This window comes from Mariniphaga sediminis (genome assembly GCF_003573545.1).
Classification (GTDB): Bacteria; Bacteroidota; Bacteroidia; order Bacteroidales; family Prolixibacteraceae; genus Mariniphaga; species Mariniphaga sediminis.
Window position 1 is genome coordinate 41,681 of the sequence record NZ_QWET01000027.1, and the last position, 13,407, is coordinate 55,087.

10 protein-coding genes and 1 tRNA gene are annotated in these 13,407 nt (G+C 40.9%); 8 read left to right on the forward strand and 3 right to left on the reverse strand.

Annotated elements, in window-relative coordinates:
• The first annotated feature begins 65 nt into the window (after nucleotides 1-65).
• From D1164_RS21755 to rhaB, 6 genes are all read left to right on the forward strand, one after another.
• Nucleotides 66-908: a polysaccharide deacetylase family protein gene (locus D1164_RS21755; protein ID WP_172594586.1), complete on the forward strand. Its 843-nt coding sequence runs from the start codon at nucleotides 66-68 to the stop codon at nucleotides 906-908.
• Nucleotides 892-2,172: an exo-alpha-sialidase gene (locus D1164_RS21760; RefSeq protein WP_119352024.1), complete on the forward strand. Its 1,281-nt coding sequence runs from the start codon at nucleotides 892-894 to the stop codon at nucleotides 2,170-2,172. Before D1164_RS21755 ends, D1164_RS21760 begins: the two co-directional genes overlap by 17 nt.
• Before the next feature lie 20 nt (nucleotides 2,173-2,192).
• Nucleotides 2,193-3,482, forward strand: coding sequence for an exo-alpha-sialidase (locus D1164_RS21765; protein ID WP_119352025.1), 1,290 nt, complete (start codon nucleotides 2,193-2,195; stop codon nucleotides 3,480-3,482).
• Nucleotides 3,483-3,648: 166 nt separating this feature from the next.
• Entirely contained in the window at nucleotides 3,649-4,575 is a 927-nt protein-coding gene (locus tag D1164_RS21770) for a dihydrodipicolinate synthase family protein (RefSeq protein ID WP_147372263.1), read from the forward strand.
• A gap of 6 nt (nucleotides 4,576-4,581) precedes the next feature.
• Nucleotides 4,582-7,023 carry a sodium:solute symporter family transporter gene (locus D1164_RS21775; protein ID WP_119352027.1) on the forward strand — a complete coding sequence of 814 codons (2,442 nt, stop codon included), beginning with the start codon at nucleotides 4,582-4,584 and terminating at the stop codon, nucleotides 7,021-7,023.
• 175 nt (nucleotides 7,024-7,198) lie between these two features.
• Nucleotides 7,199-8,668 carry a rhamnulokinase gene (rhaB, locus tag D1164_RS21780; protein WP_119352033.1) on the forward strand — a complete coding sequence of 490 codons (1,470 nt, stop codon included), beginning with the start codon at nucleotides 7,199-7,201 and terminating at the stop codon, nucleotides 8,666-8,668.
• A 110-nt stretch (nucleotides 8,669-8,778) separates the two neighbouring features.
• Here the strand turns inward: rhaB and D1164_RS21785 are convergent, their stop codons facing one another.
• Nucleotides 8,779-10,272: a hypothetical protein gene (locus D1164_RS21785; RefSeq protein ID WP_119352028.1), complete on the reverse strand. Its 1,494-nt coding sequence runs from the start codon at nucleotides 10,270-10,272 to the stop codon at nucleotides 8,779-8,781.
• Between the two features lie 848 nt (nucleotides 10,273-11,120).
• On the opposite strand from D1164_RS21785, the gene D1164_RS21790 reads away from it, so the two are divergent.
• Nucleotides 11,121-11,999, forward strand: coding sequence for a MerR family transcriptional regulator (locus D1164_RS21790; RefSeq protein WP_147372264.1), 879 nt, complete (start codon nucleotides 11,121-11,123; stop codon nucleotides 11,997-11,999).
• 39 nt (nucleotides 12,000-12,038) lie between these two features.
• Here the strand turns inward: D1164_RS21790 and D1164_RS21795 are convergent, their stop codons facing one another.
• Nucleotides 12,039-12,278: a hypothetical protein gene (locus tag D1164_RS21795; RefSeq protein WP_119352030.1), complete on the reverse strand. Its 240-nt coding sequence runs from the start codon at nucleotides 12,276-12,278 to the stop codon at nucleotides 12,039-12,041.
• Between the two features lie 176 nt (nucleotides 12,279-12,454).
• Entirely contained in the window at nucleotides 12,455-12,913 is a 459-nt protein-coding gene (locus D1164_RS21800) for a thioredoxin domain-containing protein (RefSeq protein ID WP_119352031.1), read from the reverse strand.
• Between the two features lie 205 nt (nucleotides 12,914-13,118).
• On the opposite strand from D1164_RS21800, the gene D1164_RS21805 reads away from it, so the two are divergent.
• Nucleotides 13,119-13,191 (forward strand) — tRNA-Trp (locus D1164_RS21805).
• Nucleotides 13,192-13,407 lie beyond the last annotated feature (216 nt).

Sequence of the window (13,407 nt, forward strand, 5' to 3'; positions counted from 1 at the left end):
AGGTTTATTTTCAATAGTTTGATTGCTCTAAAAGAAGTCTGAACAGAATGAGGCATTTAAATATTATGGAATTATCTTTTTACCCTTATCACCTAAATATTTTTTCAGAATTAAAGAATATGGGAAAAGGGAGGTATAGGAATTTAAGAACTGTTTTTATCCTGTTTATAATTATAATAACAGGCGGTTGCAAGAATACGGGAAAGATTACAGAACCCGGGGTGATTTTGACATTCGATGACAGGAATATGCTCAACTGGGAAAAGCAGATTCCTTTATTTGCCAAATACAATGCCCATGTAACTTTTTTTGTTGACCGTTTCGATGAATTGACGCCGGAACAGTTACAGGCGCTAAAAAGGTTAAAAGAGGCCGGTCACACGATTGGCTGTCATGGGTTGAGACATCGCAAAGCCGCTGAATTTTGTGAAAAATTTTCTGTGGAGGATTATATTGTTGCCGAAATTGAACCTGCAATAAAAGTGATGGAGGAGAAAGGTTTTCCTCCTATGTGTTTTGCATATCCCAACAGCAATCACAGTGCGCTTACCGACAGTGTGCTTTTAAACTATTTTCGTTACCTGCGCAGCGGGGGAATAAGAATCGACGACTCTTCTTCAAACAAAGAAAAGGCATTTGTTCCGGTGAATGATATACGGGGAAAAGGCCGGTTGGATGGAGTAAGCTTTCATCCAAAATCAAAAAATGACGACTTGGTTTTGCAGGTAAAGGATGCCATCAAACGGTTGAAAGAGAACAATGAGTTGTTGGTTTTGTATGCTCACGATATCCGCAACTTGGGAGAGGAAGGACCTAAAAATTACATTACAGTTGAGGCGCTGGATGAAATTTTAAGTTATGCACATAAGTATCAAATTAAGTTTTATTCGTATGAAGAACTACCATAATAAAAAGGATTTAAAGAATTTCGGAAGACGGGATTTCCTGAAACGCTCCCTGATCAGTGGTATTTCAGTTTGTTGTTTGCCTGTAAGAGGCTATTCATTCCTTTCAGAAAATCAGAAAACGGATTTCCGTCTTTCTCTTGATACACCAACTCGTCATTTTGACGAAAAAAGACGCAGTTGGGTACACCCGCGCGCAGGAATTGTACCAGGAGCCGGGAAGGATGGATTACCCCGTGTAGTAATGACAATGAACCTGATTTCCGGGAGTGATGTTTTTAATACCATTTACGGATTAGAGACTGATGACCTTGGCAAAACCTGGACGAGCCCTGAAGAGATTATTCCACTGGCGCCGCACTATGAGGAGATAAAAGGTGTTAAACGACCGGTCGTGGTTAGTGATTTTTGGCCACGCTGGCATAAAAAAACAAAGGTGCTGCTCGGAACCGGTCATACTGTTATTTATGCGCCCGACTGGAAATTTGTTTCCGGTCCAAGGCCCCGGCATACCTCATATGCTATTTATGATCAGGGTACTAATGCGTGGTTACCATGGCAAAAGTTAGAAATGCCTGATCCAGAGAGATTTTATGATTGTGGTGCAGGCAGTACACAACGTTATGACGAAGAAGATGGATCAATTCTTCTGCCTGTCTATTTTCGTCTTCCCGGAGCGGGCAGAATAAGTACAGTTACTATTTCCCGTTGTAAATTTGATGGCGACAAGTTGCAATGGGTCGAGCATGGCAACGAACTCAGCACTGATGTCCCAAGAGGATTTGGAGAGCCGTCAATTACATTTTTTCAGGGTTGGTACTTTCTTACAATAAGGAATGATGAAAAAGGTTATGTGGCTAAAAGTGCTGACGGATTACATTTTGATGAACCCATACCCTGGACTTTCGATGACGGGACTGATCTGGGAAATTACAATACCCAACAGCATTGGGTAACTCACAGCGATGGTTTATTTTTGGTTTATACCCGCCGAGGTGCGAATAATGATCATGTAACCCGGCACAGAGCACCTCTTTTTATGGCACAGGTTGATCCGGATAAACTTTGTGTTATTCGTGAAACTGAATGTATTTTAGTGCCGGAGCGAGGGGCTACCCTTGGTAATTTTGGTGTTACCGATGTAAGTGAACAGGAAACATGGGTAACGGCAGCCGAGGTGATGTTGCACCCTGGTGTTGAAAAATACGGAAGTGATGGGAGTGTATTTGTCGCACGAATTCATTGGGAAAAACCAAATCGTTTATAACAGTTTAAAAAATTAAAGCAATGAAATTTTATAAAAAAACTATTCCCAGCCAAAAGTATACAGGCAGGCGAAGATTTTTAAAAAACTCCCTGGCAGGAGGAATTTCAATTTTGTTTTTACCATTAAACGCCAAAAGTTTTTGGTTGGATGAGGGTAAAATAAGTTATGATTTGGCCCTGGATAATCCAACGCGCTATTTTGACGGGGAAAACTGTTTTGTCCATCCACGGGTGGGAATTGTTCCGGGAGTAGGGAAACACGGCATGCCCAGGGCAGTTATGACAATGACCACTCAGGATCTTTCGGGCAGTGATGTTTTCCGGGCGGCTTACGGGTTGAAAACCGACGACCTGGGAAAAACCTGGTCAACACCCAAAGAGCTTCCCGGCCTGGCACCACGTTACGAAATCATTGATGGGGAGAGGCGTCCTGTTGCTTTGAGCGATTTTTGGCCGACCCGGCATAAAGCTTCAAAAATGTTACTTGGAACCGGTCATACCGTTGTTTACACCCCCGAGTGGAAAGTTACACACCCCCGGCCCCGTCATACCTCATATTCCGTTTATAACCCGGAATTAGGAGGATGGTTGGCTTGGAAGAAACTGGAAATGCCCGACCCTGACAAGTTTTACGACTGCGGTGCAGGTAGTGTGCAGCGATATGATAAACCTGACGGTACCATCCTGTTGCCGGTATATTTTCGCCCTCATGGGGCCGGACAAGTTAGCTCAGTTACTGTCGTCCGCTGTTCATTTTACAATGGAAATTTAAGTTATATTGAACATGGAGATGAATTAAAATTAGATATTCCGAGAGGTTACGGAGAACCGTCGCTCACTTTTTTTAAGGGACAATATTTTATGACGCTGCGTAACGATAAACAAGGTTATGTAACAAAAGGCCCGGACGGATTACATTTTGATGAACCCAGGGTATGGACCTTCGACGATGGAGAAGAACTGGGTAATTACAATACACAACAGCACTGGGTTACCCACAGCGATGGATTGTTTTTGGTTTACACGCGCCGGGGGGCTGACAACGACCATGTGTTCCGTCACAGGGCACCTTTGTTTATGGCTCAGGTTGATCCTGAAAATTTATGCGTAATCCGTGAAACGGAACAAATACTTGTGCCTGAACGAGGTGCCAGGCTTGGTAATTTTGGTGTTACCGATATTAGCCCAAACGAAACCTGGGTTACCGTTTCGGAATGGATGCAGCCCAAAGGTGTTGAAAAGTATGGAAGCGACGGAAGTGTGTTTGTGGCCCGTATCCACTGGGATAAACCAAACCGTTCGTTTGGCTGATTTATTAAATGCAGTGAACCCTAAACAGAATGCAGTGATTTTTTTTAGGAATACATTAAATGATTGAATAGGTGAAACAAACCATGAGCACAAATTTTACATACAACAGAATTTTTGTTCTGGCAGGTTCCCTGTTTTGACCATTAAAAATAAAAATTATAAAAACATGAAAGAATATTCAAAAATTGACGGACTGATAGCTCCTGTGTTTACCCCCATGAAAGAGAATGCAGATATTAACACGGTAGAAATTCCGGGTTATGCTGATTTTTTGATTTCAAACGGGTTAAATGGCGTATTTGTTAACGGGTCTTCAGGCGAAGGAATGCTGCTGACAACCGATGAACGAAAAATGATAACAGAGGCCTGGGCTCCCTTTGCCAGTGAAAACTTTAAATTTATTGTGCATGTGGGAAGCACAAGTTATCGCCAGGCACAGGAACTGGCTCTTCACGCCCGGGACTGTGGTGCATGGGCCATTTCCTGTATGGGACCCACATTTTTACAGCCTAAAACTCCACTTGAGTTGGTGGACTTCTGTCGCCAGGTGGCTTCAGTAGTGCCTGATCTTCCATTTTATTATTACCACATTCCGGAACGTTCGGGAGTGAATATCAGAATGTCTGAGTTTTTAAAAGAAGGACAAAAAGTAATTCCGAACCTGGCAGGTATCAAATTTACAGACGCCAATTTTATGGAAATGCAGCAATGCCTTGCCCTGAGTAATGGCCGCTTTGATATTACCCACGGACAGGAGCAAACGTTGTTGTGTGGCTTGTCCATCGGAGTGAAAGGGGCGATAGGTACTTCCTATAATTTTGTTCCGCGGTTGTACCAGGAATTGCTGGAAGCATTTAAAAACAGGGATATGGAAAAAGCCAGGGAATTGCAAATGGAATCGGTTAAGATAACGGAAGTCATCATAAAATATGGCGGAGGTATTGTAGGCGGAAAAGCGATGATGAAGTTGATCGGTATTGATTTTGGCCTTTGCCGGTCGCCACTTAGAAACCTTAGTAGTACAGAGTATATCGGGCTGGAAAGGGATCTGAAAGAAACTGGTTTTTTTGATTTTATTGCCCGCTTGAAATAATAAACTATGAATTTGGGATATAGAGATGTTTGCTTATTTCTGGTTTTGTTGTTCCTTATTTTCGCCGGCTGTTCTGCTCCGGAGGATCGCGTTGTTTCCGGGGAGCTGAGGCAGGAAGCGCTGGAGCAACTTCAGTCTGTTTTGCGTAGCGGCCAAAAATGGGAAAAAGTACATGCCGCCGAATGTCTGTTAGATCTGGGCTATTCACAGGATATTACAGATATTTTTCGTGAGGAGGAAACACTAAGTGGAACAGAATATTACTATCGGATAGGTATTTGGCGGGTATTAGCCCGGGCAGCAGCCAGCCCTGCTGAGAAACAGAAATGGGTCGATTCTGTTTCATCTGTTTTTAGCAAACCGGAACTGCCGGATCATCTGCATGCAACAGAGTCTCTTGCTAAACTTGGTATTTCGCCCTACCGGGTAAGTCCGTCCATTGCAGATTCAATCCTGAATAGCTATCACAACTCATTGTGGTTGTACGTTTTATGGGGAAAAGCGTATTCCGGCGAAGAGGAAATGAATCAGGTAAAAAGTAAATTACTCGATATTGTTTGTTCTAAAAAAGAAACGGACACAATCAGGCGATTGGCAGCTTACGCATTGCGTAATATGAAGAATATTAACGATGAACAATGGAGCGCCCTGGCTGATGCCGCATGTAACGAACCGGATACATCCCTTGCATACACCTACATTCTGAGCAGTGCATTTGTAAATACTCCGGCAGATTCATTGGTATCACCACTGGCTGTTTATTGCAAAGAGGCTCTTCTTAATGAATTGTCCAATTCCGGGAAGCCGGAAAATTATGAAGCCCTGTTTGCGCTGGCAGAAAAGGGAGTTGATGAAGATTTACCGCTTCTTACATCGCTTGTTAGAGAAGAGACCGCAGCAATGTATAAAAACAAAGAGGACATTGCCGTGGCTGCCTCCAATGCTATTTTGCGGATTGACCGCCGCCAAAAATACACTTTGCACGGGATTGACTGGGGCGTTATTGTTCTTTACGGAATAGGGATGCTTTTAGTAGGGTTTTATTATTCCAGAAAGGCGAGGAATACGGAAGATTACCTTTTGGGAGGGAGAACAATGAGGCCTTTTGCTGTTGGCTTGTCGCTTTTTGCAACGATGGTCAGCTCCCTGAGTTACCTTTCCTATCCGGGCGAAATGATACTAAACGGGCCGGCTTTTTTTATCGGTATGATTATTTTTCCTCTAATTTATTACATTGTTGGTTGGTTCCTGATTCCGAAATTTATGGAAATGAAAGCGACCAGCGCCTATGAGTTGCTGGAGAAACGTTTGGGATTGGGGGTAAGAATGCTTGCTACATTTTTTTTCCTGACGCTGCGTTTCCTTTGGATGGCGACCATCATTTATGCAACCATTAATACCGCACTGGTGGCCATCGTTGACATCCCTCCATCGTATGCCCCATATATCAGTGTTTTTTTAATGTTGCTTACAATAACTTACACTTCCCTTGGTGGCTTTAAGGCAGTGGTAACAACCGATGTTATCCAGTCTATTGTACTATGGAGTGGTGCATTTTTGACCATTTTTGTTGTATCTATGCATTTCAACTCATTAACAGCCTGGCTTCCCGACCATTATTTGGAGCACTGGAGCCCACTTAGGTGGGGGGCAGATGTGCAGCAACGCACAACAATTGGCAATGCTATGGTGATGCTACTGGTTTGGTTTATCTGTACCAACGGGTCGGATCAGATGGCCGTGCAAAGGTACCTTTCGACCAAAGACCTGCGGGCAGCAAGGCATACGTTTGGTATATCCCTGATAGCTACTTTTGTGGTAAAAATATTTTTGGCTGTAGTAGGCCTGGCAATGATTGCCTATTTTACGGCCAACCCACATTTTCTGGATGACGGACAATCGATCACGGGGCAGGCTGATCGGCTGTTCCCAAAATTTATTTTAATCGGGTTGCCGGTAGGGATATCGGGCCTGGTTGCTTCGGGCATATTTGCAGCTGCCATGTCAAGCCTTTCGTCCGGGCTGAATTCATCTTCATCGGTTATCAACGAAGACATTCTTAAGCGACTGATCCCGCGGTTAGTATCGGCAAATCCTTTACGTCAGGTGAAAAAAATATCTGTTTTGGTTGGAATTATTGCTATTCTGCTGAGCCTTGTCATTGGCAATGTACAAGGGAACCTGCTGGATGTGGTTGTCAAAGTTGTCAACCTTTTGGTAGCCCCCCTGTTTGTACTGTTTTTTATGGCCATTTTTGTGCCGTTTGCCACCAGTAAGGGGACTATAATCGGCGGACTGGCAAGTGTTGCCATGGCTATTGTAGCCGCCTTTTGGCAGTTTATGGGAATAACCGTACTCTGGATAATGCCATCAGCACTTTTTGTCGGTATTGTGGTTGGGGTAATCGCAAGCTTGTCCGAAAAGCTTATTCGTTCTTTGAGTCGCTGAATGAAAGTTTTTATGTTTTGAATAGTTCTTTGAGTCAGGTTTTTGAAGATGTTAATCTGACAAAATCCGGATTAGGAGGTTGCTGACCTGTTTTTATTTGCAAATTCATGACAGCGCAGGATGGAACTTCCTGTTGAAATGTATTAATTTGGGAGAAATTAATGAAAGACCGGAAATGAGCAAAAATTATTTTTTAGCGTTTGACCTGGGAGCATCCAGCGGCAGGGCCATGTTAGGTATTTTGGAGAATGGAAGGCTTGAACTAGCGGAGGTTCATCGTTTTAAGAACCAGATGACACGTATTCATGGAAGTTATTACTGGAATATTTTCAACCTGTTTGAAGAATTGAAAACCGGCCTGAAAAAGTGTGTTTCAGAGTTGGGTATTCAACCGCTGTCTGTTGGAATAGACACGTGGGGTGTTGACTATGCTTTGGTTACTGCAGGCGGAAGATTGGCCGGCTTACCATTTGCCTACCGCGATCACCGTACCGACCAGGCAATGGAACAGTTTTTCAGAATTTTACCACAAAAAGAAACTTACCTTTCATCTGGTATACAGTTTATGCAGTTTAATACACTTTTTCAGTTATTTTCTTCGGTGAAGCAAAATGATCCTGAACTAAAGGTGGCTGAAAAACTGCTTTTTACTCCCGATGTGCTTAATTTCTTTTTCACAGGTATTACAAAGAATGAATACACCATTGCAAGCACTTCTCAGCTTTTAAAACCCGGTCGGCCGGAATGGGAGCCGAAGCTTTTTGAAGCAGCGGGTATTGATCAAAAGTTGGGGGAAGAAATCGTTCAGCCGGGAACAGTGCTTGGAGAAGTTCTTACTGAAATTCAGGAGGATACAGGTTGCGGTGCCATTCCTTGTGTAGCTGTGGCTTCGCACGATACAGCTTCGGCGGTAGTATCCGTTCCGGCAGAGGGGGAGAACTGGGCTTATCTCAGTTCCGGTACCTGGTCACTGCTTGGTATCGAAAGCCCGGAACCTTTGGTTTCTGAAAAGTCGCTTGAAATGAATTTTACCAACGAAGGCGGAGCAGAGGGAACTACCCGCTTCCTGAAAAATATTATGGGCATGTGGCTTATCCAGGAGTGTAAACGTATTTGGGATCAGAAAAAGGAAATGGACTGGCAGGAGATTGTGGAGTTGAGCAACGCTGCTGAACCTTTTAAATGTCTTGTTAATCCTGATGATCCGATGTTCCTGAACCCGGGCGATATGCCGGAGGCGATAAAAAGTTTTTGTAAAAAAACAGGGCAACCGGTTCCTGAAACCAAAGGCGAAATTGCACGTTGTATTTACGACAGTCTGGCGCTGAAATACAAATATACATTGGGGCAGATTGAAACAGTTACGGGTAAAAAGATAGAAAAACTGCATATAATAGGAGGGGGAGCAAACAATGAAATGCTGAACCGCTTCACGGCAAATGCTATCGGAATACCGGTTGTTGCAGGCCCGACAGAAGCTACAGCCATCGGCAATATTATGATGCAGGCAAAAGCTCTGGGGATGGTGCATTCGGTTCAGGAAATCAGGGATGTAATCCGGAATTCCTTCGATGTAAAAACCTTTGAACCCCATTCAGATCCCGGATGGGAAAAGGCCTTTGGCGCTTTCTGTAAAATGTTCTGATTGCAGTTTCTGCTATATTGTTCCAGGGCTTTTTATCGTTTAACTGTTCCAAATTATGCACTGGAAAACTGGAAAGGGGGCTTCGGTGTTATACTTCCAATGAAGCTGTGTTACCCTCTTATTGTTTCTGTGCCAGCCTTGACAGTTCTCCTTATTTTCCATTTGTATCCACATTTTTTGCATACCTGATGATCGTCAAAATGATCGTAGGTATGAATTGTGGCATCCTGATGAACATCATAATGAGTGGTTGTAATAATTTCTTTTTCCGTTTCTTCTGTTGTTGTTCCTTTATACTCCTTACGTTCGCTCCAGGTCACATTTCTCTCAGTTCCTTCATAGGTTGAGCCAAGACTTTTAGCTTTGGCATACGTATTACAGTTGGCGCATCGGTTGTATTTAATGTTTTTGTTAAAAATACTGATAAATAGAAAAAGTAATCCCAGTCTTATAAGAAGATTCAGTGTGACTTCCTCCTGGGTATTCATTGCTACGGATAGCCAGATAAGATAGGTAAAGAAAAAAGATATTCCGAAAACGATCAGAATCAGTGAGCCATTGGAAATATTATCATTCCAGATTAAACGAACCCCAATAATAAACCCGATTAATAGTGCCAAAATAAAGGTGAACCAAAAGAAAACATTGCTGATTCCCAGTATAATATCATTCCCAGTGATTTTCTCTTCCACTTTGTGCGTCACATTAAAATAATAATCGCTTGTAATAGAATAGTTAACCACTTTTAATGGGATTAAATAGGCTAGCCGTTTTAAAGGTAGGCCAGCATACCATTTGCTGTGCCATGAATCGGGATAACTCAAAGCTGAAACCTTACCGTCTTTAATCACAAATTGAACACCATCGTGACTCAATTTTGACCGATAGACGGAAATTTTGTCAATAAAAGCATATCCATTTCTTTTTTCCTTGTCAGTATAAACAAGATAATCCAGAGGAAATAGTTCTTCCTCCAAATCTTCCACATCTAATCCCAATACCTTTTTCTTTATTTTATTTTCGAAATAGAATTGTCTTTCGTATTTCAGGGTTTTTATTTTAATTGGAATAGTTTCAGCAATCTCATCCGCCGCAATGTTACCGGTCAATCCATTTTCAAATTTTGCCACTATTGGATGACTTTGAGGGTACGGCGGTGTCTCAATAATTTTACCTTTCGTATTTGGCTCAATTTCTGTTGATTTCCACCTGTTGTTTTCTCCTTTAACGCCAATAACAAGTTTCTTATTTTTTTTGAGTTGTCGAAATTCTTCCAGATCCCAAACTCTGAGAGTACCTATTTCTCCTGTTTTTAGTTTGACAAGAAGGTCGTATTTTCCGGTTCGGTAAAGCGGTGTAACTTTTTCCCCTTTCTTTGCAATTAGTTTTATGTTTAAAACACTGGCCGGGTTTTTATCATTCTGTACTTTTTTCGAACTTTTTGTTTTGTTGCCGTAATCTTTAAACTGTGAAGAGTTTATCTTTAATTCTGTGGTTTTGAATACAGTAAAATCTTTATCGTAAGTCGATTTTTCTTTTTTAGGGCTGCAAGAGCAGAAAATGACAGCAATAAGACTTAGAAGCAGATAGATATATTTTTTCATAATTATATGTTTTTGTAACAGAATATTTTTGATTGATATGATTCATTGTTATTAATCCTTGATACAGCGAACGCTTAATCCTTTACTTTTCCATTAAGTTCCTTTAGTAAGGTGTTTATTGTATAACTACAAAGTACGTCCCCAAACAAGCGAATGGCCATTAACCGTTGAATTCAACCAGGTGCCCTTTTCTCCCATTCCAAGGGAGATAGCCTGGTTTTCTGTTTTTTCTCTGTTTCCTTATTTGGATGCAAAATGTAAATCACATTATTTCTTGAACCATTGGGAACTCTATCATTTAGAGTAACATAATTTCTTTGGTTTTCAGTCATTAGCTTTTTTAATTAAAGTTAAAAGCTTCTGTTGTTAAGTCTTTTAAATCAATATTTTACTTTTGGAAAATCCAACCAATTGACATTTCTCTATTCTCAGATGGTAGCTAGGAGAAAATAGGGTTTGTTTATCATATTATGGCGCCGTAAAAATATTATTTTTTTTATAATCATATGTGCTAAATTTTTAATTATTCATAGCGGTTTTGCAAAAATTATTATTTTTTATATCTGCTCTTTTTAAGACACTTTTTTTGCTTCTGATATATTGTATCTCTAAGGAATTTAAAATTTTATTGAGAGTGGTTATTTACAGGAATAAACAGTTTGGAAAGTAGATGTAGGGAATGTTTGTACATTGTAAAACAATAAATTAATCAGCGCGAATGTTGCTCCGGCCTATTAAGTTTCCTTATCTTTGTTTAAATGTTTTGTTTTTAAGTTTAAACAAGAATGTGTTGATTTGTGTTACATAATCAGCTATTCAATAAACGGGAAAATAAAGACATTCGACAAATGAAAAACAGGGGCTATTCGATTAAAGATTTGGAAGTACTGTCGGGCGTGAAAGCCCATACCATCAGGATTTGGGAAAAACGTTACGAGTTGCTGGTTCCGGAACGTACGGATACAAACATCCGGTACTATTCGGATGACGATTTGCGGAGAATGCTCAACGTTGCGATGCTGGTACGGCACGGGTACAAAATCTCCAAAGTAGCAAAATGGGATGAGGAGCGAATCAATCAAACCGTACTGGAATTGTCAAAGAAAAAAGCATCGGAGTCTGATTTTACGGACCGTTTAATATTGAGTATGGTCAATTTTGATAACCGGAGTTTTTACAATCTTGCCACTGAAATAATCGATTCGTTGGGCATAGAAAATGCGGTAGCCAAAGTATTTTTTGAGTTTTTTGTGCGGGTAGGAACTTACTGGCAGGTAGGCTCTGTTTTTCCGGCACAGGAACATTATGTAACCAATATATTACGGCAGAAATTAATCGCTGAAATTGATAAGCTTGGAGTGTCCGGAGAAAAAAATGCTACCATCCTGTTTTTTCTTCCTGAAAATGAATTGCATGAGATGAGCCTGCTTTTTTATTCTTATCTCGCGCAAAAAATGGGATACAATGTTATTTACCTGGGACAATTTGTTCCGTGGGACGATTTAATAAAAATTCAGAAGAAGGTAAATGTCGATTATGTTTTTACGGCCTTTATTAATTCTATTTCTAAAACAGAATTGGAAAATTACCTGGAATCACTTAAAGAGCTTTACAGCAAACAGAAAGTTTTTATTACCGGTTGGCAGTTGCAATTGCATCAGCCCAGGTTGCCACGGAATGTGAAGGTTGTAAAGGATTACCACGAGTTTAAGCGGTTTCTGCGATAGGGGCGAATGGGGGGTTAAAAGCTGCTTAGCGTTTGCTACTCAGTATTTCAGCTGTTTTTCTTTCGTTTCTTCCATGACCATGTTGTGAGGAATTAAATTCCCTTCCTCTGATTCTTTTAATCCCTTTTCAATTATAATCTTTTCCTCTTCGCTTAAAGTTTTCCACCAATCATTATTCTTCCCCTTAGTTAGAAGAATTTTAATTGCCATTAGTAATTGTGTGTCAGTAATATCCTCTATTAAGGAATGTAATTCTGTTTTTAACTCCAGTGTTTTCATTTTGAATTTTTATAGTGTTGTAAAGGTGAAAAAATCAGGGAATATTGCCGCTATGAGAAAATATGCCTGAGTTGGACAAAGTTTGTTACTGATATTTTATTGCAAAGCTCTATCCGTTGGAAAATTGCAGATAACCCGTCAACACTGCATCAAATACCCCGGATACAATATTTTTTTTATCTGCATTTTTCTAGTAGCTCCTCCCCGGAAATAAATCCGTACTTTCTGAAAATCTCCTGTCCGTTTTTGTCAAGAATCAGGTGGGTTGGCACAACGGAAATTCCGAAGTATTTCATCACATTCAGGCTATTTTCATTTAGCACATTTAATACAACCACATTCACCCTGGGGGTAGTAGCATTTTTTATTTTTTCCAGTTCGGGCTCCATTTGTTTGCAGATGGTGCAACCGCCCGATTTAAACTGAAGCAGGCTGAACTCAAAATTTTGTTTGTTTTTTGTGTAATTGAAGAGCGAATCAACCCATTCTTTTCCTGAAAGTATGGTCTCATCTCCGGCTATTTCACGCATTTTAGCTGAGATGTAACCATTCAGGTTATCTTTCAGCAGGTAGCCCAAAAAGAGGACAATCACCAGGATGACCAGAAGAATAACCGGAAAATTTTTTCGAACCATATTGATACTGTTTTTGTAAAGATAGTGGTTTCTGTTATGAGTATATGGTACCGGGAACTGATAAAAGGCAATTACGTGTAAGACGGTCTTGCTCTATTTCCCATATTCATTTTGGCTGCATGCTCAAAATAGGGAATTTTCTGCAACAGAAATCTCTTCTCATTAGGTATTTTGGAATGAATTACTATATTTGCAGTCGCAAAATACGGGTGTAGCTCAGTTGGCAGAGCACTGGTCTCCAAAACCAGGTGTCGGGAGTTCGAGTCTCTCCTCCCGTGCGGGCCGAAAGGCAGATGAAAAGCGAGGTTCAGCAAGGTGTTGAACCTCGCTTGTTTTTTATTTATACAGTAAATTTTGTACGTTTATCGGATCAATTTAAATTCTTGTGGGGTAAGGTTTAAATTTTCAACTTTGTGGGGTAAAAAAATACAGAGAATTGGAACAGATTGATACCTATGGTGAGCTTTTAAAACTAGTGCTCCCTGACGAGATTT